Origin of the sequence: Rhizobium sp. Root483D2, from assembly GCF_001426685.1 — a bacterium.
GTDB classification, from domain to species: Bacteria; Pseudomonadota; Alphaproteobacteria; order Rhizobiales; family Rhizobiaceae; genus Pararhizobium; species Pararhizobium qamdonense.
Genome location: NZ_LMFB01000006.1, coordinates 1236 through 21658, shown reverse-complemented (window position 1 = coordinate 21658; position 20423 = coordinate 1236). Strand labels below are relative to the sequence as shown.

The 20423-nt window shown below is 60.8% G+C and carries 27 protein-coding genes; 11 read left to right on the top strand and 16 right to left on the bottom strand.

The genetic code is table 11. The annotated features are described in order from the left end of the window. Positions 1-59 precede the first annotated feature (59 nt). The gene (locus ASD32_RS05235) at positions 60-401 is read right to left on the bottom strand and encodes an SMR family transporter (protein ID WP_060636968.1); all 342 of its coding nucleotides are present in this window, start codon (positions 399-401) and stop codon (positions 60-62) included. Between the two features lie 19 nt (positions 402-420). Continuing rightward, positions 421-981, bottom strand: a complete 561-nt coding sequence (locus ASD32_RS05230) for a TetR/AcrR family transcriptional regulator (protein ID WP_060636967.1) — start codon at positions 979-981, stop codon at positions 421-423. Between the two features lie 153 nt (positions 982-1134). On the opposite strand from ASD32_RS05230, the gene ASD32_RS05225 reads away from it, so the two are divergent. Next, on the top strand, positions 1135-1530 hold the full coding sequence (locus ASD32_RS05225) for a group II truncated hemoglobin (RefSeq protein ID WP_060636966.1): 396 nt from the start codon (positions 1135-1137) through the stop codon (positions 1528-1530). A gap of 2 nt (positions 1531-1532) precedes the next feature. Beyond that, complete coding sequence (locus ASD32_RS05220) at positions 1533-1901, top strand: DUF423 domain-containing protein (RefSeq protein ID WP_060636965.1); 369 nt, start codon at positions 1533-1535, stop codon at positions 1899-1901. Here ASD32_RS05220 and ASD32_RS05215 read toward each other — a convergent pair. From ASD32_RS05215 to ASD32_RS05195, 5 genes are all read right to left on the bottom strand, one after another. Further along, positions 1898-2212: an antibiotic biosynthesis monooxygenase gene (locus ASD32_RS05215; protein WP_060636964.1), complete on the bottom strand. Its 315-nt coding sequence runs from the start codon at positions 2210-2212 to the stop codon at positions 1898-1900. The genes ASD32_RS05220 and ASD32_RS05215 overlap by 4 nt on opposite strands. 11 nt (positions 2213-2223) lie before the next feature. Continuing rightward, complete coding sequence (locus ASD32_RS05210; protein ID WP_060636963.1) at positions 2224-2487, bottom strand: hypothetical protein; 264 nt, start codon at positions 2485-2487, stop codon at positions 2224-2226. Between the two features lie 61 nt (positions 2488-2548). After that, complete coding sequence (locus ASD32_RS05205; RefSeq protein ID WP_060636962.1) at positions 2549-2968, bottom strand: DUF2325 domain-containing protein; 420 nt, start codon at positions 2966-2968, stop codon at positions 2549-2551. Positions 2969-3149: 181 nt separating this feature from the next. Next, on the bottom strand, positions 3150-4064 hold the full coding sequence (locus tag ASD32_RS05200; protein ID WP_060636961.1) for an energy transducer TonB: 915 nt from the start codon (positions 4062-4064) through the stop codon (positions 3150-3152). A 25-nt stretch (positions 4065-4089) separates the two neighbouring features. Further along, the gene (locus ASD32_RS05195; protein ID WP_082546657.1) at positions 4090-4524 is read right to left on the bottom strand and encodes a hypothetical protein; all 435 of its coding nucleotides are present in this window, start codon (positions 4522-4524) and stop codon (positions 4090-4092) included. 230 nt (positions 4525-4754) lie between these two features. On the opposite strand from ASD32_RS05195, the gene ASD32_RS28880 reads away from it, so the two are divergent. Genes ASD32_RS28880 through ASD32_RS05175 form a run of 5 tightly spaced genes read left to right on the top strand, consistent with a single transcriptional unit; the run spans position 4755 to position 8867 of the window. Next, positions 4755-4928, top strand: a complete 174-nt coding sequence (locus ASD32_RS28880) for a hemin uptake protein HemP (protein ID WP_082546650.1) — start codon at positions 4755-4757, stop codon at positions 4926-4928. Positions 4929-4936: 8 nt separating this feature from the next. Then, the gene (locus tag ASD32_RS05190) at positions 4937-5995 is read left to right on the top strand and encodes a hemin-degrading factor (protein ID WP_060636959.1); all 1059 of its coding nucleotides are present in this window, start codon (positions 4937-4939) and stop codon (positions 5993-5995) included. 21 nt (positions 5996-6016) lie between these two features. Further along, entirely contained in the window at positions 6017-6967 is a 951-nt protein-coding gene (locus tag ASD32_RS05185) for a hemin ABC transporter substrate-binding protein (RefSeq protein ID WP_060636958.1), read from the top strand. Continuing rightward, the gene (locus ASD32_RS05180; protein WP_060636957.1) at positions 6954-8078 is read left to right on the top strand and encodes an iron ABC transporter permease; all 1125 of its coding nucleotides are present in this window, start codon (positions 6954-6956) and stop codon (positions 8076-8078) included. The genes ASD32_RS05185 and ASD32_RS05180 overlap by 14 nt, the downstream gene beginning before the upstream one ends. 3 nt (positions 8079-8081) lie before the next feature. Continuing rightward, positions 8082-8867: a heme ABC transporter ATP-binding protein gene (locus tag ASD32_RS05175; protein WP_060636956.1), complete on the top strand. Its 786-nt coding sequence runs from the start codon at positions 8082-8084 to the stop codon at positions 8865-8867. Between the two features lie 12 nt (positions 8868-8879). On the opposite strand, the gene ASD32_RS05170 is transcribed toward ASD32_RS05175, so the two are convergent. Both ASD32_RS05170 and ASD32_RS05165 read right to left on the bottom strand, forming a co-directional pair. Continuing rightward, positions 8880-9296, bottom strand: a complete 417-nt coding sequence (locus tag ASD32_RS05170; RefSeq protein WP_060636955.1) for a carboxymuconolactone decarboxylase family protein — start codon at positions 9294-9296, stop codon at positions 8880-8882. Then, positions 9232-9660 carry a MerR family transcriptional regulator gene (locus tag ASD32_RS05165; protein WP_060636954.1) on the bottom strand — a complete coding sequence of 143 codons (429 nt, stop codon included), beginning with the start codon at positions 9658-9660 and terminating at the stop codon, positions 9232-9234. The genes ASD32_RS05170 and ASD32_RS05165 overlap by 65 nt, the downstream gene beginning before the upstream one ends. 267 nt (positions 9661-9927) lie before the next feature. On the opposite strand from ASD32_RS05165, the gene ASD32_RS05160 reads away from it, so the two are divergent. Next, positions 9928-10317, top strand: coding sequence for a DUF883 family protein (locus ASD32_RS05160; protein ID WP_060636953.1), 390 nt, complete (start codon positions 9928-9930; stop codon positions 10315-10317). A 114-nt stretch (positions 10318-10431) separates the two neighbouring features. Further along, positions 10432-10863, top strand: coding sequence for a hypothetical protein (locus tag ASD32_RS05155; protein WP_060636952.1), 432 nt, complete (start codon positions 10432-10434; stop codon positions 10861-10863). A gap of 28 nt (positions 10864-10891) precedes the next feature. Here the strand turns inward: ASD32_RS05155 and ASD32_RS05150 are convergent, their stop codons facing one another. The 3 genes from ASD32_RS05150 to ASD32_RS05140 all read right to left on the bottom strand — a co-directional run bounded on the left by ASD32_RS05150 (position 10892) and on the right by ASD32_RS05140 (position 13327). Next, positions 10892-12397, bottom strand: coding sequence for an HWE histidine kinase domain-containing protein (locus tag ASD32_RS05150; protein WP_060637067.1), 1506 nt, complete (start codon positions 12395-12397; stop codon positions 10892-10894). Between the two features lie 178 nt (positions 12398-12575). Continuing rightward, positions 12576-13127: an RNA polymerase sigma factor gene (locus tag ASD32_RS05145; protein WP_060637066.1), complete on the bottom strand. Its 552-nt coding sequence runs from the start codon at positions 13125-13127 to the stop codon at positions 12576-12578. Between the two features lie 8 nt (positions 13128-13135). Further along, a complete protein-coding gene (locus ASD32_RS05140) occupies positions 13136-13327 on the bottom strand; it encodes a NepR family anti-sigma factor (protein WP_060636951.1) in 192 nt (63 codons plus the stop codon). Positions 13328-13469: 142 nt separating this feature from the next. Here ASD32_RS05140 and ASD32_RS05135 point away from each other — a divergent pair, with 142 nt between their 5' ends. Then, on the top strand, positions 13470-14264 hold the full coding sequence (locus ASD32_RS05135) for a response regulator (RefSeq protein ID WP_060636950.1): 795 nt from the start codon (positions 13470-13472) through the stop codon (positions 14262-14264). Positions 14265-14437: 173 nt separating this feature from the next. Then, positions 14438-15475: a sensor histidine kinase gene (locus tag ASD32_RS05130; RefSeq protein ID WP_244490107.1), complete on the top strand. Its 1038-nt coding sequence runs from the start codon at positions 14438-14440 to the stop codon at positions 15473-15475. A 260-nt stretch (positions 15476-15735) separates the two neighbouring features. Here ASD32_RS05130 and ASD32_RS05125 read toward each other — a convergent pair whose 3' ends face one another. From ASD32_RS05125 to ASD32_RS05110, 4 genes are all read right to left on the bottom strand, one after another. Then, positions 15736-17316, bottom strand: coding sequence for an FGGY-family carbohydrate kinase (locus tag ASD32_RS05125; protein ID WP_060636947.1), 1581 nt, complete (start codon positions 17314-17316; stop codon positions 15736-15738). Continuing rightward, positions 17316-18011: an HAD family hydrolase gene (locus ASD32_RS05120; RefSeq protein ID WP_060636946.1), complete on the bottom strand. Its 696-nt coding sequence runs from the start codon at positions 18009-18011 to the stop codon at positions 17316-17318. The genes ASD32_RS05125 and ASD32_RS05120 overlap by 1 nt, the downstream gene beginning before the upstream one ends. A gap of 75 nt (positions 18012-18086) precedes the next feature. Then, complete coding sequence (locus ASD32_RS05115) at positions 18087-19571, bottom strand: mannitol dehydrogenase family protein (RefSeq protein ID WP_060637064.1); 1485 nt, start codon at positions 19569-19571, stop codon at positions 18087-18089. A 27-nt stretch (positions 19572-19598) separates the two neighbouring features. Further along, the gene (locus ASD32_RS05110) at positions 19599-20372 is read right to left on the bottom strand and encodes an L-iditol 2-dehydrogenase (protein ID WP_060636944.1); all 774 of its coding nucleotides are present in this window, start codon (positions 20370-20372) and stop codon (positions 19599-19601) included. Positions 20373-20423: the final 51 nt, after the last annotated feature.

The window sequence follows — 20423 nt, the reverse complement described above, 5'->3', positions numbered from 1 at the left end:
CTTCTGGTGGATCGGCCGATTTGAGGCAACAGAATGAGCCTCATTGATCGTACGAGGCTCTAATGAAAAGTGGATTTGGAAAAGACGTTGAGCACGACGACGCCGGCAATGATCAGCCCGAGCCCGAGAATGGCGGCCAGATCAAGCTTCTGTCCGAACACAAAATAGCCGACGAGCGAAATCAGCACGATGCCGAGCCCGCTCCAGATCGCATAGGCGATCCCGACAGGAATGACCCGCAAGGTGTAAGACAGGAAATAGAAAGCGATGGCATAGCAGACCACCATGATCACCGTCGGCACCAGTTTCGTAAAATGCTGGGCAGCCTGCATGGCCGATGTGCCGAGCACCTCGAAAACAATGGCGAGGACGAGCACGGCGTAGAGCATTGCGGGGTTCATATGAGGCTCCGATAGCCGGTTATTGCAGGGAAAGTGCGATGAGTTGCGCCCGCATCACTTGGCGCGTTGGCTGATCGACATCGTGGCTTTTGAGGATATCGGCCAACCAGAGGCCATCGGCGGCAAACCGCGCCAAAAGGCATCCGGCGGACGAATCGGTGCCAACGAATTCGTCGGCGTGATCGGCCACCCACAACCGCCAGCGATCCCGCAATTGCGGCTCCGACAGAAGTGCCGCGGTCAGCACCTGCCAGCCCCGCGCGTCCGCATTCTCCTCGAGCGCAAAGACCACGGACAGATAGGCCCGGGTAAACCGGCCGTGAGCAACGGGGTCGTTGCGCATCTCGTCCTCGATCGCCCGGTCCAATTGTGCGGTGAGATCATCGAACAGGCCGTTCAGCAGCGCGATCTTGTTGGGAAAATGATGCAGCAGCCCGCCTTTGCTCACACCGGCCGCCTGCGACACGGCATCCAGCGTCACGCCCGCCGCCCCCTGCTCCAGCGACAGGCGCGCGGCCACCTCCAGCAGTTGCTGACGGACCAATTCCGGTTGCTTGCGGCGATGATGAGCGATGGACATGTCGCATTAAGATACCGGCTGGACGGTTTGTCAAGATGAGAGTGAAGCTTTGACGGCGGCGCGGTCAATCGACGCAACTGCGGCGACCCTTAGAAAAACGGTTGGAACAGCAAAGCGCGACGCGCTAGAACATCACCAAGCAGGAAAGCCACGATGACGGACGGCCAGACGGAAACACTTTACAACGCGATCGGCGGCGACAGCACCGTGCGGGCACTCACCCATCGTTTCTACGAGTTGATGGATACGCTGCCGCAGGCTGCCCGCTGCCGCGCAGTCCACCCCGCCGATCTGTCCGGAAGCGAAGAGAAATTCTACGAATATCTGACCGGCTGGCTCGGCGGACCGCCGCTCTACACCGACAAACGCGGCCACCCACGCCTCAGAAGCCGCCATTTCGGCGCAGCGATCGGCGCGGCAGAACGCGACGAGTGGCTGCTCTGTTTCACCCAGGCGCTGGAAGAGACCGTGCCGCATCCGCAATTGCGGTCGATCATTCTGGAGCCGGTGACACGGCTTGCCCATCACATGCAGAACAAGGACGAATAGAGATGCAAAACGGGCAGTTCCGGGCCGTGACCCTTTTCATCGCCGGCCTGATGGGCCTGTTCGGCGTCATCAGCGCGGCGGCTGCGTCCCACGGCGCCGATCCGCGCCTGCTCGGCGGCGCTTCGGCCATGTGCCTGGCGCATGCCCCTGCCCTCATCGCACTTTATGCCGCCTGGCCGGTCATGCGCACGGCAGCGATTGCAGCTCTGCTGCTGTCAACCGGAACCGCCCTGTTCGCCGCCGATCTGACGGCGCGGCATTTCCTCGGCCAAGGGCTGTTTCCGATGTCGGCACCGGCAGGCGGTGTCTTAATGATGCTCGGCTGGCTTTCTGTCGCTGCCGGCGCTTTCTTCATGCGCAAGGACGCTTAGGCGCCCTCGACGACAGAGAAACCTTCGAATTTCGGCGGTCCCAGATACATCGCCCGGTTATCGCCGGCATTCTTGTGGGCTGCGCGAAAATTCTCGGACTTCGTCCAGGCCAGAAAAGCGTCCCGGCTTTCCCAGATCGAGCTCGAGACGAACAGCGTATAGCCCTCGTCGGCGACGGTCTCGCCGCGCAACAGCTTGAACTCCTTGAAACCCGGATTGTCCGCAAGGCTGGAATCGCGGTTCTTCCAGACGTCTTCGAACGCCGTTTCATGGCCGGTCGCGATTTTGAACCTGTTCATTGCGAAAAACATGCAAAGTACCCTCAAGCTTGATCGTTGGCCGTAGCGGCAGCAATGGCCGGAAACGGCAGGATATTGTCTCTCGCCGCCCGCGCAAGCCCCAAAACGGCGCGCGCCGGCGGCCGCGCCTGCCAGACCGGAAATTCCGCCACATTCGGATTGTCCTCGACTATGCGCGCCCGGCGCGACATCAGTTCATACAGTTCCGGCACCAGTCCGTCGCCCGATTGCGCGGCCAGCTTGTGCAGTCCGATCATCGTGTATGGATCGGGACGCTCATTGTTCATGTCGTTATCTCCAGAAAAATCGCGCTGCGGAGCAAGCCCGCATCCCGGCGCGGCCGACAGATCAACCGGCGTTGTTGCGGCTTGCCTTCAGATCGAGGAAAGCGCGTTCCAGGCTCGACTTGCTGCCATTGCGCAAGGGCACGAAGGCCTTGCCCCACTTCTTGCAGCCGGTCTTTACCCGCAGACACGCATCATGGCTGATACAGTCGATCGGGCAGAAGACGCAGTCGACGGAGGGGAGGATATTGTCGATGCGCGACACCGCCTCGCGCAGGCCGCCATCGTGATGGATGAGTTCGGCGCCGTGCGAACTGGCGATCTGGCGCAGATGCGCCACCTGGCAATCGCGGCCGCCGACATAGAGGAAGCTGCGCCCCTCAAGCTTCGTTTCCCGCGTTTTTGCAGAAACCGGCGCAGTGCGCGTTTCCGCCTCGCGGCCCTGCTTCTGCTTCGGCTTCAGCTGCTGCCGTTTGTCACCCATGTCAGTCTCCGCGTGTTTCGGAATCGGCCGTCCGGCTGATCGTGCGGGAACCCTATTAAACCTGATTAAAAGAGTAAAGTATAAACATGAGTTTTTTTATCATATTATCGATGAACGTTTCGCCGAAACGACGGATCGCGGCTCAAACTCTCAATATTGGCAGGGAAGCGGGTCCCGCTTCCTACCGGGCAAACTGCAGTGGAATGGTAAAAAGCCAGCTGGTGCGATTGGCAGCCTCTGGAATCTTCGGGAAAGGTTCCGCCTTGCGCACCGCATTGATAGCAGCCTCGTCGAGAACCGGTGATCCGGATCCCTTGACGATCCGCACACCGGAGACACCACCACCCGTCGATACGGTGAAGCTCACGGTAACCGTTCCACCAAGACCTGCCCTATCAGCCGATCTGGGAAACCGGAAATATCGCTGCACGCGTGAACGGACCTTGCCCTTGTAATTGCTTTCTGCCGCATTGCCGAATGCCTGGGCGACCTTGCCCTTTTTACCCGTGCTTGCCGTAGCGGCAGCGCCTTCAGCACCATCAGCCTGGCCTTTGACCGCAGTTTCCACCTGCTTACCGGCATCGCCAGCCCGTTTCTTGACAACCTTCTTCTTCGGTTTTTCCTTTTCCGGCTCTTTCTTCGGCTCGGCTTTCTTCTCGGGCTCCGGCTTGATGTCCGGCTTTTCCTGCGGAACCACGGTCTCTATCGGCGCAACGGTTGCGGTGATCTCCGGCTGTGCCGTCACTGCTTCGACGATCTCTTCGGCGGGAAGAATGACATCGGCTTCGGCTGGGACGATGTCGGACGGCGTCTCGGCCGTCACTTCGGATTGCACGGGCGACACCTCCGCCACCTCCGTCGGCTCCGGCACGATCTCCTCGGGCTCCGCCTCTTCCGGCTCGATCGCTTCTGTGGGATCGCCCGAAAGCACGGTCTCTTCGAACGCATTGCCCAGCACAGCCACTTCCATGGCTTCGCCACCCGCCACGAGTGCCAGCTCCTGCGGCTCTTCGTTCGGTTCAAACAGTTGCGTTGCGCCCGCATGCGCCAGAAGCGAAAGGAGGATCGCCCCGGTCCATTTGAGAATAGTGTTCATCACAGATACCGATGCAGAAACCGCATCAGCCCTTCAGTTCGACGGGTGACTTTGAACCTGTCTTCAGCGCCTTCATGCAGGCATCCTTGGCAACGCCCTCGCCGGCGCAAACAGGAGCGTCGTTGATCAGCAGGCTCTTCACAGCCTCGCATTTCGTCCCCGGCAGATCAAACTGCCGGACCTTGGTCTTGCCGGCCGGCAGATCGCGGAAGTCGAGAACCGCCATGCGCTCGACCAAACCCTTCTCATCAAACAGCACGAATTCGAAGGAAGCCTTCGACAGCGATTGGGGCAGCGCGTTTGCCGCCACGAATGTCAACTTGCAGCCCTTCTCGGACGGCGTGAGATCGTTGATCTCGATCGACAGCGTGCCGGTTGCAGCGGCATCCTGCGCCAGTGCCGGCACAGCCGTGGAAAGTGCTGTCAAAACAGTCAGAGACAAAAGGCAAGAAAATTTCATCATGGTCTATCCATTCCCACGGAGTGGCACATTGGCAAGGCGGCATCGGCATCTTGGGAGCCCCCGCTTGCTGCACATTACAGCTTGGTAATTAAACTGGACTGTAAAAATCCTGTATTGCGTCCATAAAGAAAGATGAGTAATGAAGTCAAGATACTAATCGCAATGACCCGGCCGCAGAAGGGGAAAAATCCCCTGTTTTCGGCCGCCATGACCAGGACCGCAAGCCGGTGACACCGAACGAACCAGATACCGCTCAGGTTGCCTTACCGGCAGGACAAACACAACGAATCGTTGAAAGCCGCGAGCTTTTCCGGGGCGGAAACGAAATCCTTATTGCGCATGAAGGGGCGATCTACCGCATGAAGATCACCCGCCAAGGCAAACTTATTCTGAACAAATAGGCCAGACAATGACTGAGACATCCTCCCCGACCCCGTCCGAAATCCGCGCCTACCGGGCCGCCAATCCGAAAATGCGCGAGCGCGACATTGCCGCCCAGCTCGGCGTTTCCGAAGCAGCCCTGGTTGCCGCCGAATGCGGCCTGACCAGCATTCGCATCGACGGTAGCGCCAATCGTTTTCTGGAACGGGCCGCTGAACTTGGCGAAGTGATGGCGCTGACCCGCAACGAAAGTGCGGTTCACGAAAAGATCGGCGTTTTTGAAAACATCACCCCCGGCAAGCATGCCTCGATCGTACTTGGTGAAAATATCGACCTTCGCATCTTCCCCGGCGCTTGGGCGCATGGCTTTGCCGTAACCAAGACCGATGGCGACACTGTCCGCCGCAGCCTGCAATTCTTCGACAAGCAGGGCACCGCCGTCCACAAGGTGCATTTGCGCCCGGCGTCCAATCTTGATGCCTATAACAGCATCGTCGAGGCGTTCCGGCTGGAAGACCAGTCGCAGGAATTTGCAGCCGAGCCGAAGATCGAAAGCATCGCCGATGGCGCCGTTGTTCCCGTCGATGTGGCGGCGCTGCGCGACGAATGGAGCAAGATGACGGACACGCATCAGTTCCACGGTTTGCTGCGCAAGCTGAAGGTCGGCCGCCGCGAAGCGCTGCAGTCGGTTGGCGAGGATTACGCCTGGAAGCTGCAGCCGCAAGCCGTCGAGGACATGCTGCGCCAGTCGGCAAGCATTCAGGTGCCGATCATGTGCTTTGTCGGCAATCACGGCATCATCCAGATCCACTCCGGTCCGGTCGACAATATCCAGACGATGGGTCCCTGGCTCAACATCATGGATCCGACATTGCATTTGCACCTGCGCAGCGATCACCTTGCCGAGATCTGGGCCGTTCGCAAGCCGACAGCCGATGGCCACGTCACCTCGCTCGAGGCGCTCGACGCCAAGGGCGACATGGTCATCCAGTTCTTTGGCAAGCGCAAGGAAGGCTTTGCCGAGCGCGAGGAATGGCGCTCCGTCATGGAAAACCTCGCCCGGCTCGATATCACCGAAGCGGCCTGACACGGGCTCAAAGGAACGGTCATGAAAGCACCTTATGATGTCCGCCGGCTCCGTTCCTGGGAACTGGCGCTCGCGATCTTCGCGGTTTCCACCCCCTTCGTGCTGCCGGCAGCCCTGCCCGGCGGCACGTCCTTCGTGCGCACCGCCGTGGCGCAGGAGATGCAAAAGCCCGATACGTCCCGCCTCGTTTCCGTCGGCGGCGCCATCACCGAGATCATCTATGCGCTCGGCGAAGACGGAAGGCTTGTCGGCCGCGATTCGACCAGCCTCTATCCGGAAGCCGCCACCAAGCTGCCGGATGTCGGCTATATGCGGCAATTGTCGCCGGAAGGCGTGATCGGCATCAATCCGAGCGCCATCATCGCCGTCGAAGGCAGCGGCCCGCCCGAGACGCTGGCGGTTTTGAAAGAGGCAAAGATCCCGTTCCAGACCATTCCGGAAACCTATGATCGCGACGGCATTCTTTCAAAGATCCGCGCCGTCGGCGATTTCCTCGGCGTCCCCGAAAAGGCAGCCGTGCTGGCAGATCAGGTCAAGGCCGATCTCGATGCGGCCGTAGCCGATGCGGCCAAGCGCCCGGAAAGCGAGCGCAAGCGCGTCCTCTTCATCTTGAGCACGCAGGGCGGCAAGATCATGGCGTCCGGCAACGGCACCGCCGCAGGCGGTATCATCACCCTTTCCGGCGCCGTCAATGCCACCGGCACCTTTTCCGGCTACAAACCGCTGACCGATGAAGCGATCATCGAAGCCAGGCCCGATGTGGTCCTGATGATGACCCGCAGCGGCAGCCATGCCATCAGCGACGAAGACCTGTTTGCCCATCCGGCTCTGAGCCTGACGCCGGCGGCAAAGAACAGGGCGATCATCCGCATGGATGGCCTGCATATGCTCGGCTTTGGGCCGCGCACGGCCAGCACGGTGCGCGAACTCAACGCCGCCATCTACGGAAAAAACCCGAATGCCTCGCAGTGAAATGGCCGTGGGTGATGGCCGGTCGCCGTCCTTTGCGGCACGCTTGAAATCCGAATGGCACCTGGGCGACCGTTCGCGGCTCGCCCGCTTGCTCATTCTCCTCCTCATCGTGATCGCCGCCGCAATGTTTGCGGCCTCGATCATGACGGGGGCTGCCGATGCATCGCTTTTCAATGTGCTGCGCTGGCTCCTCGGCATGGAGGGTGCCGAGCAGGCATTGAGCGTGCGCGACCGCATCATCATCCTGGATATCCGCCTGCCGCGTGCCGTGCTCGGCCTGATGGTCGGCGCCTCGCTTGCCGTCTCCGGCGCTGTGATGCAGGGCCTGTTCCGCAATCCGCTGGCAGATCCCGGCCTTGTCGGCGTCTCCTCCGGCGCGAGCCTTGGCGCTGTCTTGCTCATCGTGCTCGGCAGTTCGTTTTTCGGCCCGCTCTTTGCCGTCTTCGGTTTTTATGCCCTTCCGGTTGCAGCTTTTGCCGGTGGCCTCGTCACCACTTTGCTGCTCTACAAGATCGCGACCCGCAGCGGCCAGACATCGGTCGCCACCATGCTTCTGGCCGGTATTGCGCTCGGGGCGCTCGCCGGCGCCGTCACCGGCGTGCTGATCTTCATGGCCGACGACAAGCAATTGCGTGACCTCACCTTCTGGGGCCTGGGATCGCTGGCCGGCGCCAACTGGATGAAGATCCTGTCGGCAGGGCCGATCATCCTCGTTTCGCTTGCGGTCGTTCCTTTTCTCGCGCGCGGCCTCAACGCACTGACGCTGGGAGAGGCCGCAGCCTTCCATATGGGCATTCCGGTTCAGCGGCTGAAGAATATCGCCATCGTCAGCGTCGCGGCCTCCACCGGCGCTTCGGTCGCCGTCAGCGGCGGTATCGGCTTTGTCGGCATCGTCGTTCCGCATGTGCTGCGGATGCTGATCGGCCCCGACCACCGGTATCTGCTGCCCGCATCGGCGCTGCTTGGCGGCACCCTGCTGATCTTTGCCGATATGATCGCCCGCACCATCGTTCCGCCGGCCGAGTTGCCGATCGGCATCATCACTGCCTTTGCCGGCGCGCCGTTCTTCCTGTGGATCCTGCTGCGCGGGCGCTCCCATATGGGGCTTTAAACCATGATCAAGGCGAGCAATCTTTCTGTGCGTCTGTCCGGCACGCAGGTCCTGCACGGCGTCAGCATCGAGGCTGCGGCCGGACAATTAACCGCAATCGTCGGTCCCAATGGCTCCGGCAAGACCACCAGCCTCAAGGCGATTGCCGGCGAACTGTCCTATGACGGCAGCGTCCGCATCAACGGCCACGACATCGCGACGCTAAAACCCTGGGAACTGGCGTTGAAACGGGCTGTGCTGCCGCAGTCCACCGTCATTTCCTTTCCCTTCACTGTGCGCGAAATCGTCCGCATGGGCCTTTCGGTCGGAGCCAAGGCCGATGCGGCCGATACCGACCGGATCGCCCGCGATGCGCTCGAAGCCGTCGATCTCTCCGGATTTGCCGGCCGTTTCTATCAGGAACTATCGGGCGGCGAACAGCAGCGGGTTCAGCTTGCGCGCGCACTCTGCCAGATCTGGGAACCGGTGCAGCACGGCGAGCCCGCCTTCCTGCTCCTGGACGAACCGGTATCGAGCCTCGACATCCGCCACCAGTTGACCATCATGCGGCTCGCCCGCAATTTTTGCGAGCGCGGCGGCGGCGTCATCGCCATCATGCATGACCTCAACCTGACGGCGATGTTCGCCGACCAGATGGTCATGATGAAGGCCGGCCGCGTCAAGGCCGCCGGCCATCCCCGTAAGGTGATGACCGACGAAATGATGGAAGCCGTCTTCGGCTGCGCCATGCGGGTCAATGCAACACCGGCCGGCAACACCCCCTTCGTCCTGCCGCATACGGCGGCCTGACGCGCGGCGGCATCACTTACCCTCCTCTTTCCGGGGAGGCAGACCCGCAAACACCGCCTTGGCGGCAAACAGGCCGTTGAGCGCGGCGGGAAAGCCGGCATAGACAGCCATTTGCATGATCACCTCGGTGATTTCATCACGCGACAGCCCGACATTGAGGCCCGCCTTGATATGTACTTTCAATTGCGGGGCTGCATTGCCCAGCGCCGTCAGTGCGGCGATGGTGGCGATCTCGCGGGCGCGCAGGTCAAGGCCGGGGCGGCTATAGATATCGCCGAACGGAAACTCGATGAGATAGGTCGCAAAGTCCGGCGCGATATCGGCCAGCGTGGCGACAACCTTCTCCCCGGCTTGGCCGTCAATATCAGCGAGCGCGCGCCGCCCGCGTTCCAGCCGGCTTTCGCCGGCGCTCTGGTGGTGCTGTATCATAGTCCTTCATCCTCTGTTCCTGGCCAGCGTAGCCGGCGATCTTGGTGTCGAGGACGAGAATAGCGGCCTGAAGTTCGGCTGCATGGATGCGGACGCGCGCGCGATGCTGTTCCAGCATGTCGCGCCGTTCCGTCTCCGTGCCGACGCCGCGCTCCCGCAAGGCTGCATAGCGCAGCATCTCCCGGATCGGCATTCCGGTCGTGCGCAGACGCCCGAGGAATTCGATCCAGACGAGGATTGATGCGTCGTAGTCCCGTTGGCTCGATTGATCCCTGTCCGCGTAGGGAAGCAGCCCGATCCGCTCATAATAGCGGATGGTGTGGGCCGACAATCCCGAACGCTTTACCAGTTCGCCAATCTTCATGAGCACCTGTTCCCGTCACGACGCAGCAATAGATACAAGTTGGAGTGCGCTCTAAGTCAAGGGCATTTCTCGCGGTCAGTGATAGCCCGCGTGTGCGGCCGGGCGAGCCTAGGCCCGACGACACCGATAGCCTCTCCCAATGGAACCAAACCGCTTTCCGTGCGTTGTTGGGGCGAACCGCTGACGGTGACGATGTCACCTGCCGGCACTACCGCACACCGGGACAAGGCTTTGAGCCGCAGCCCGACGCATGAAGGAGCTTCCCCTATGGCCACCGGTCTTTTTTCCAGCGCCAAGAAACGCAATGGCAGCCTTCTCGATGCCCCGATCGAGGACCAGATCAGCGAAATCCGCGATGATATCGCCTCGCTGGCAAAGCTCCTGTCGAAGCGCGGCGCTGATGCATCGAAGGATGTACGGGCCCGGGCATCGGAAGCGTCCAAAGACGTGCGCAGCCGCGCCTATGACGTGCGCGACCAGGCGGAATCGGGCCTGCAGGACCTCCTGGAAAATGGCGAGGCGCTGATTGCCGAACTGCGCAGCCGCTATTCCTCGACTGAAAAGCAGGTCCGCCAGACCGTGCGCCAGCATCCCATCGCGACGCTGGGTGCAGCGGCCGCTGTCGGTATCCTGGTTGCAGCGCTGTTGCGCCGATAATCCAATCGATCCAGCAGGCGGCGGTTCAACCGTTCGCCTGCATCCCTGTCAAAGGCTGGCGAAGCAACGAAGTTGTCAGCCGGCCTTTGTGTCATCCGCTTCCTGGAGAAAAAAATGGGTCCTCTGGTCTCGATGCTGTCGGCTCTTGTCGTGACGGATGTGGGCGGTACCGTCTCGCGCTACAAGCGCAACGGCGCCCTGTGGGCCGTCGCATCGCTGTTCTTTGCAACAGCCTATATCTTCGCGCTGATCGCTGGCGCCATCTATCTGAGCATGCTGTACACGCCGCTGAAGGCCACGATCATCCTCGCAGCCGCCTCCATCGTCATCGGCCTTGTTATCATCGGTATCATGTATGCCCTGAATGCGCGCGATAAGCGCCTGGCAGCAGAAAAACGGCGCCGGTCGCAGGCGCAGACGACATTTGCCATTGCCACGGCGATGACGCTCTTCCGCCGCAAGCCGCTTCTTGCCGCAGGCCTTGCGGTCGGCGTGGGCACGGTTCTGGGACTGCTGCGCAAACCGGGTGGCAGCGACCACGCCTAACGCGGACGATCGCAGGATCTAAAGGATTTCAGAGCGGCAGGCGGACGATCGCAGTCAGGCCTGCCGGCAGATATTCCACCTTCACCGAACTGCCCATCACCTTATCCAGGCTTCGCTCGATCAGGATCGACCCGAAACCGCGCCGCGACGGCTCCTCCACCGGTGGCCCATCCACCTCGGTCCAGGTCATGTGCAGCACACGGCGGCCGTCTTCATCGACGCTGCGCGCGGTCAGGACAACGCGGCCGCGATAGACCGAGAGCGACCCGTATTTCGCGGCATTGGTCGCCAGTTCGTGGAGGACGAGCCCCAGACCCACGGCCTGGTCCGGGCCGAGCAGGATCTCGTCCTTGTGAATTTCGATCTGGGTTTCATAGTCCCGCACATGCGGCGCCAATTGCTTGGCCAGAAGGGCCGACAGCCGGATTTCACCCCATTCATGATCCGAAAGCAGCCCATGCGCCTCGGAAATCGCCTGCAGCCTTCCGGCAAAGGCGGTCATGAACTCCTGCGGGTCGCTGGTCTGACGCAATGTTTGACGGGCGAGCGATTGCAGCATCGCAAGCGTGTTCTTCACCCGATGATTGAGTTCGCGCAGCAAAAGCCTGGTGCGCTGGGTTGCGCCCTGCTGCTCCGTCACATCGATATTGATACCGAGAAAAACCGTTGGCTTGCCCTTCGCATCCCGCTCGTAGACACGGCCCCGGCCGAGCAGCCAGCGTCCTGTCGCGCCGACGCGGAATGTGCCGTCATATTCCTGGTCCTGGGCCATCGCGGCGCGCAGTTTGGCGAGCGTCGCCACACGGTCTTCCGGATGAATGGCGCTGAAGATATCGCGGGCATGGACGCTTTTGGCGGACGGCATGCCGAACATCCGCATCATCGGCTCATTGCAGGAGACCGTGCCAGACCGGATATCCCAGAGCCAGCTGCCAATATTGGCGGCGTCAAGCGCATGTGCGTGCCGCTGCTCCTCGCGCGACAGTGCCGCCTCCTTCAAGGCCCGCTGGCGAGCGTCGTGCTTCAAGACGAAAAGGGACGAAGCCACGCGTGACAGCCGTTGCAGTTGGGCCACCAGTTGCGGCGGCAGATCGTGACGCGGCTGCACGTCGAAAACGCAGATCGTACCCACCGCTTGACTGTCGATGACAAGCGGAACGCCCGCGTAAAACCGCAGGAACGGCGAACCGGCAACGCGTGGCTGGTTGGCAAACCGGGGATCGGCCGTGGCATCGGCAACGACAAGCGCGCCGTCCTGGGATCCGGCGATCGTGTGCACGCAAAAAGAATCGGCGGACGGCGCCCGCGTCTCAGTGATGCCGCTCGCGGCCTTGAACCATTGGTTTTCAGCATCGACAAGCGTCACCAATGCGACGGGGGCATCAAACAAATTGGCAGCCATATCCGCCAGATCGCGAAAATCGGCATCGGGCTCGGCCATGTCGGGAATAACAGCGCGCAGGACATCGAGCCGTTGGGCCGACGTCAGAGCAGCCGTCACCACCGGCTGCAGATCGCTCGTCTTATCGCTCATGAATTCCATACCCGGCCAAGGTGATACCAAATGCTGTACAACCTTGGCACTGCAAAGTGCCCGTCATAGTTTCTGCACGAATGCAGCCTGCGATGCAATCTCATCCCAAGCTGCCTGCCAACAGCAACGCCCGCCAGACCGTGCATGCACAGTCTGGCGGGCGCCGAAGGTAAAGGCATCAGGAGATGAAGGCACGGGAGGTCATCGGCGCCGAGGTGGCATCCGGACCATATTCGTTTTCACCTGTGACCTGGAGAATATCCTGAAGCCGTTGCCGGGCGCGGTTGACGCGGCTCTTGATGGTGCCGAGTGCGCAACCGCAGATCTCAGCCGCTTCCTCATAGGAAAAGCCGGACGCTCCCACAAGAATGATCGCCTCGCGCTGATCGGGAGGAAGCGTGTCGAGCGCCCGCTTGAAATCCTGCAGATCGAGCGAGCCATACTGGGCCGGATGCTGGGCAAGCGATTCGGTAAAATACCCGTCGCTATCCTGAACCTCACGGCCGCGCTTGCGCATCTGGCTGTAGAGCTCGTTGCGAAGGATGGTGAAAAGCCATGCCTTCATGTTGGTGCCCATCTCGAAATGGTCCTGTTTGGCCCAGGCCTTCATGATGGTGTCCTGAACCAGATCGTCAGCGCGGTCGTGACGGCCGATCAGGGACATGGCAAAGGCGCGCAGGCTCGGAAGAGCCGCCAGCATTTCGCGCTTGAAACTGGGTTCTTCAGACATACCGCCGCTCATTCTGTCGCATCCGTCATTGACGACTGGCGCTCGACCGCGTCGAGCTGCTCAAGCAGATCGAGAAAGCGGTCCGGAATAGCTTCTTCCTGTACAGAGAGATAAAGCGCGCGGAGCTTCGTTGCAATCTGCGCGTTAGGATTGTCGGTGCGAGAAGGTCTCTCGCGCCCTGCCCCAAGTTTGTCCGTCATCAATGCCAAATACCTTCAATATTCATCTGGCGGCATAATGCGTGGCGGAAAAAAATGTTCCGTCGAAAGGAACCTTTTTTTTCGCATCGCGTTCTTGGGCTGTCATGGCCTTGAACCTCGGCCAGATTGAGGGAGTTTTTATATGTCACTTTCCACCCGGATCGCTCCGTTCCTGCCCTATCTGCGCCGGTATTCGCGCGCATTGACCGGATCGCAGACCTCGGGCGACGCCTATGTCGCAGCCGTTCTGGAAGCGCTTATCACAGATGTCAGCATTTTCCCGGAAGCCAGCAATGACAGGGTTGCCCTGTTCCAGCTCTATACCAAGCTGTTCGGCTCGTCTTCCGTCCTCATCCCGGAACCGGTTTCGCCCTTCGCCTGGGAAAAGCGCGCATCGATCAACCTTGCCTCGGTTTCGCCGCTTGCCCGTCAGGCTTTCCTCCTGGTGTCGGTCGAAGGCTTCCGTACCAGCGAAGCGGCCGAAGTTCTCGATACGACTGAAAGCGGCATGAACCAGCTGCTCGAGCGTGCATCGGAAGAGATTTCGCGCCAGGTTGCAACCGATATCATGATCATCGAGGACGAGCCCCTGATCGCGATCGATATCGAGCAGATGGTTGAAAGCCTCGGCCATAATGTGACCGGCATCGCCCGCACCCGTGACGAGGCGGTCGCGCTGTTCAAGGCGACACAGCCGAGCATGGTGCTTGCCGATATTCAGCTTGCCGATGGCAGCTCCGGCATCGATGCCGTCAACGACATCCTGAAAAACACAGCCATCCCGGTGATCTTCATCACGGCGTTCCCCGAGCGTCTCTTGACTGGCGAACGCCCCGAACCGACCTTCCTGGTCACCAAGCCGTTCAATCCGGACATGGTCAAGGCACTCATCAGCCAGGCCCTGTTCTTCAATGAATCGACCAAGGCTGCCGCCTGAGAAGTCAGCCCGTATTTTGGGCCGGATCGTCCATTGAAACGGAAACAAACCGGGCGCCGCTTGCAGCGGCGCTCCATGACAGGGCGCATCGAATTCGAACCGGCGCCAAATCCGGTTTGAAGACCGTCCGAAAGTCTGCTTTTTCCCCCGCGCGGGAACTGCGCAGACGACAGATGAAAACATGGAAGGCGCTTCGCGTGGGCAATGCAGGCAACTCAGCCTCAAACGAGACCGGCGCCGATACCAGCAAGATCCTGATGGAACTGGTTTTGCGCAAGTCAGGGGCTGGCTATGTTTACCAGTCGGACGATCTCTTCACTGTTCTATGGGGAAACCTGCCTGAGGGATTGCAGCAGCTCGCAACGGAAGAACAGGCGGAACAGGCAGTGTTTGGCGCGGAGGCTGGCGAGAGGCTGATTGCCTTGAAACGCAATGTCATTTCCACGAACACCTCCACATCGACCGAAATCGACATGGCGTCCGCCACGGGCGTCTTGACCTACCGGATCGATATCGAGCGTGTTGATGCCACCGGTATGACCGGCATCCTCAGCGTCATCACCGACATCTCCGAAACCCGGCATCGCGAGCGGATCTTAAAGACGCTGCTGCGCGAACTCAGCCACCGCTCCAAAAACCTGCTTGCCATCATCCAGGGCATCGCCACCCAGACGGCGCGGCAAGCACTGTCGCTGGATTATTTTCTCATCAAGTTTCGCGGACGTATCCAGTCCCTGGCCTATTCGCAGGACCTGGTCACCGATTCCAGCTGGCGTGGTGCGTATCTGTTCGAATTGGCTAAGCGGCAGTTCAGCGCCTATTGGCCGGATTCCGAAACACCGATTTCCGTCAAGGGCATCAATGCCCATCTCTCGCCCAACGCCGCCCTGCATATCGGCCTTGCGCTGCACGAATTGATCGTTAATTCGGCATCGCATGGTGCGATATCGGCGGGCATGAACGCGCTGACGATCGAGTGTTTCGAAACCATCCTTGACGGAAATCCGGCCATCGAACTGGCCTGGGTGGAGCACCTGCCGCCCGCCGCAGCCCAGCGGGAAGTGGACGAACATACGTTTGCGCGCACGGTGCTGGAACGCGTGGTGCCGGTGGCAATCGGCGGCAAGGCGCAATACCTGCAGGCGCCGGACCGTGTCGAATACCGTTTGACGGTTCCGTCGCGGGAATATGAAATCATCAACGAAGCGTGATGCGGCGGGGCTGATGAGAGTGCCCCTTCGCGCAATTTTTTGGCGCTGAACGATAGACAAAAAAAACAGCCAGCGCCGGGGGAAGGCACTGGCTGATATTGCAACTCACCGAGGGGGCGTGTGAGTTGGGTACCGGATATTAAATTGTGGTTCCCATTGGGGGCGATGTGAACCGCTATCCAGACATCTTAAAAACGGACGGACGCACAAATAGTTCCGGGTTTTTCTGATTTTTTTTGGCGGACGAAATGCCGTTGTTTTTACAGCGTTTCCAGCTCGGCGCGGTGCCGGTAGAGGCTCAGGAATTTCCGGTAATCGCTGTCATAGGTTTCGCGCAGAGCCGGGTTTGGATATTGCGCGTGACCGCCGGGAGACATGGCCGGTCCAGCCGCACGCAAATCCGGATAAAGGCCACCGGCAACCGACGCGACCATGGCCGTCCCGAGCAGGACGGCATCATTGGTTTCCGGCACAACGACCGTGCAGCCGGTGACGTCGGAATAGAGTTCCATCAACAACACGTTGCGGACATGGCCACCGGTCACATGCAGCGTGTCGAGATCGTAGCCCGCCTGTTTCATCATTTCGAGAATGTGGCGGATACCAAGCGCGATGGCGACACAGGTGCGCCAGTAGAGCCGGCAGAGCGCATCGAACGAACTGTCCAGCGTCAGGCCGCTGATGACCCCCAGAGCATGCGGATCGGCAAGCGGCGAGCGGTTTCCGTGAAAATCGGGCAGGACGTGCAGGCGCGCCGCAAACTCGGTGCCGTAGGCCGCCCGCAATTCCTGAATGCGCAGAACGATCCGCTGGTGAATTTCCGCATCGGGCTCGCCGCCGGCACTGTGGCTGCGCACCACATGATCCAGCAGCGCACCGGTTGCCGATTGCCCACCCTCGATCAGCCAGCTGCCGGCAAAGGCCGCCTCAAAATAGGGTCCCCACATGCCAAAACCCGGCTTCATGTCTGTTGAAAAAGCAACGATGCAGCTGGAGGTCCCGGCGATCAGGGCCAGTTGCCGCTCCAGCTTCTCCGGTTCTCCGGCAAAGCCGCCGAGAACGCCGATTGCCCCGGCATAGGCATCGATCAGCCCCGTCGCCACCGCGCAATCCTCATGCAGGCCGAGTTCGGCCGCAGCCGCAGCCGTCAGGTGCCCGGCCGATTGCCCGACCGGCAGCGTCTTTTCCGGCAGGCCGCCGCGCGCGCGCAGGTCCTCAAGCCCGATCGCGTCGAGAAATTCGTCCTGCCAGCCGTGTTCCTTGTGCGACAGATAGTTCCACTTGGCCGTCAGCGTGCAGCGCGACCGTGCGGCATTGCCGGTTGCCCGCCAGGACATGAAATCGGCGAGATCGAAGAAGAAACCGGTCTTTTCCCATTGCTGCGGCAGGTTCTGCTTCAGCCACATCAGCTTGGGCATTTCCATTTCCGGCGACATGACGCGGCCGGAATGGTTGAGGACCGGATGCTGCGTGGCCGTGCAGAAATCCGCCTGCTTCAACGCGCGGTGATCGAGCCAGACGATCGTATCCCAGCGCGGATCGCCCTTGCGATTGACCGATAAGGGGGCTCCGTCCCGGTCGCGCACCACAAGCGAGCACGTCGCGTCAAACCCGATCGAGGCGATCGCTTCGGCGGGAACGCCTGCCTTGGCACGCGCGGTCTTGACGGCGATGCAGACGGCGGACCAGATATTTTCGGAATCATGCTCCGCGTGATTTTCCTCAGGCCGGTTCATCGCGATCGGATAATCCGCGCGCGCCAGCTGCTTGCCATGCCGATCGAAAATGCCAGCGCGAGCGCTGCCGGTTCCGACATCGACCGCAACGATCAAATCAGCCATCAGAGACCTGCGTTCCCATCCCTTTGTTCTTTACGGACAAAATGGATCAATTCACGCATGTCGTCAAACAGCACGTCAGGCGAAAGCCGCCGCAAGGTCTCCAGATGGCGCTCGGACCGTGCATGCGAGGCGCCGGCAAAGGCAAAAACCCGCATGCCCGCAGCCTTTGCCGCCTCGATGCCGGCCGGGCTGTCTTCGACGACGATGCAGTTTTCCGGCGGCGTCGCCATTTCGGCTGCGGCATGCAGAAAGAGGTCCGGGGCCGGCTTGCCGTGCTTGACCATGCTGGAGCTGAACAGATGGGGTTCGAGCTTGCCGATCAGCCCGGTGATGGTCAGCGATAGCCGGATGCGCTCCATCTGGCTGGAAGAGGCCACGCATCTAGGGAGATCGAGTTCGTCGAGCGCCGTGGCGATCCCGGCGACCGGCTGCAATTCCTGGCGGAAGCGCTGGTAGAGGTCGAGGCGCATCTGCTCCAGAAAATGATCGTCCACCGCAAGACCGTAATCGTCATGCAGGATATCCGACATGGTCTTCAGGCTCTTGCCGAGAAACCGCTCGGTCGCCTCCTCGGCATCCATATCAACACCGGCATTGCGCAGCACCCGGACCAGGACATCGAGCGACAAGGGCTCGCTATCGACGAGAACGCCGTCGCAATCGAAAATCACCAATTTGGGCGGATCCATCGTCATCAGGCCACCGCTTGCCCGCCAGAGTGGCCGCATCCTGCGGCCACGACGTTACGCGGAAGCTGAAGCGTCATGAGATCATTCTCCAAGTTTTCCGTCGAGATAAAGCTGCAGCGTGACCCGCGTGCCCTTGTCCCAGAGCGTGCGCAGCGCATGTGCGAACCGTTTCTGGAACAGCGTTGATTGCGCAACATCGCCGAAGATATCCGAAAGCGCAAGAAAGGCCTGTGGATCGTCCTTGGCTTTTATGGCTGCGGCATGCAGCCGGTCGGCGCTGCCATCGTTGAAGGTGATCGACTTGCCGCTATCGGTGGTTCCGGCAAAATACCGGCACCAGAGCGCAGACACCAGCGACAGGCCGACGACATCCTCGCCGCGCCGCAGCCGGTCCGCCGTCGTCGGCAGGATGAATTTCGGCTGGCGGTTTGACCCGTCCTGCGCCAGGCGCGGAATGGTGTCGGCGATCTTCGGGTTGAACAGCCGCGATTCCACCTTTTTGAAATAGGCATTGAGATCGGTATTGGGCACGGGCGGAACGACCGGGATGATCTCGTCTTCCTCCAGCTTTGCCAGGAAGGCGCATACCGTCTTGTCCTCCATCGCCTCATGGACGAAATGGATATCGAGCAGGGCTGCCGGATAGGCGATCGCCGCATGGCCGCCGTTGAGAATGCGGATCTTCATATGCTCGTAGGGTGCGACATCCGGCACGAACTGGACGCCGACCTTTTCGAGCGCGGGACGGCCGGCGGGAAAATGATCCTCCAGCACCCATTGCTTGAACTCTTCGCAAAAGACCGGCCAATTGTCGTCGATACCATAGTCATCGGCGACGATGCCGACTTCGCGCGGGCCGGTTGCCGGTGTGATGCGATCGACCATGCCGTTCGGAAACGCGACATTGGCCTCGATCCATTCGGCAAATGCCGGATCGGAAAGCCGTGCCAGACCGGACACGGCCGCATGCGTGACTTCGCCATTGCCCGGAATATTATCGCAGGACATCACCGTAAACGGCATGATGCCCTTATCCTTGCGCGCCTTCAAACCGGCAATGATCAGACCGAACACGGTCTTCGGATCGCTAGGATTGTTGCCGTCGGCGGCAATGGCGGGGTGTTGCGGATTGAACATGCCGGAGGCCGGGTCGAGGAAATATCCGCCCTCGGTGATCGTCAGCGACACGATGCGGATGGCAGGGTCGGCAAGCCGGGCGATGGTCGCCGCCGCATTGCCGGGCCGCAGATAGTCGATCATCGGTGCCGTGACGCGGGCCGCACTCTTGTTGTTGTCCTGCTCGACGACCGTGGTCAGGAAGTCCTGTGCTTCAAGCTTGGCCCGCATCGCTTCATCGGACGGCAAGACCCCTGCCCCGACGATCGCCCAGTCATGGTCGCTGCCGGTGTTGAACAGATCGTCGAGATAGATGGCCTGATGGGCGCGGTGGAAATTGCCGACACCGAAATGGACGATGCCTGCCGTCAATGCGGACCGGTCATAGGCCGGGATCGCGGCAGTTGCCTTGATGGCATCCAGATTGGCGAGCGAGAGTTTGGTCGTCATGTTCATTCCTTTCGACGAGCTGTGTGCTCAGCTCATCCAGTTGCCGCCATCGACATTGTAAGTCTGCGAAACGACATAGTTGCTCTCAGCGGAGGCGAGGAAGATCGCCATTCCGGTCAGGTCTTCGGCCGTGCCCATGCGCCCGAAGGGAACCTCTGCGCCGGCAAGCTTCTTCTTTTCGCCCAGCGGACGATTTTCATATTTGGCAAACATCGCATCTACGCCGTCCCAATGTTCGCCATCGACAACGCCGGGCGCAATCGCATTGACGTTGATGCCGTGCTTGATGAGATCAAGCCCTGCCGACTGGGTGAGGCTGATCACGGCCGCCTTGGTGGCGCAATAAACAGCGACGAGCGGTTCGCCCCGGCGGCCGGCCTGGCTCGCCATGTTGATGATCTTGCCGCCGCGCCCCTGCGCAATCATCTGCTTTGCTGCAGCCTGAAGGGTAAACAGCGTGCCGGACACGTTGATCGAAAACAGCCTGTCATAGCTTTCCCGGGTGATCTCGACGATCGGGGCGAGATCGAACAGGGCGGCATTGTTGACGAGGATATCGAGGCCACCGGCTTTTGCCGCGACAGCGGCGATCGCGTCGTCGATCGAGACCTGGCTGGTCACGTCCATTTCGACGGCATAGGCCGATGGGCCAAGCTCGCCCGCCGTGGTTTTCGCCCGCTCCAGATTGATATCGGCAATCGCAACGATTGCCCCCTCGCGGATATAGGCTTCCGCAAAAGCGCGTCCGATACCGCGCGCCGATCCCGTGATCAGCGCGCTTTTCCCCGTGAGCCGTGTCATCGGATTGCCAGTCCCTTGTCGTTGAACTTGTGCACGCGGCCTTGTTCGGGT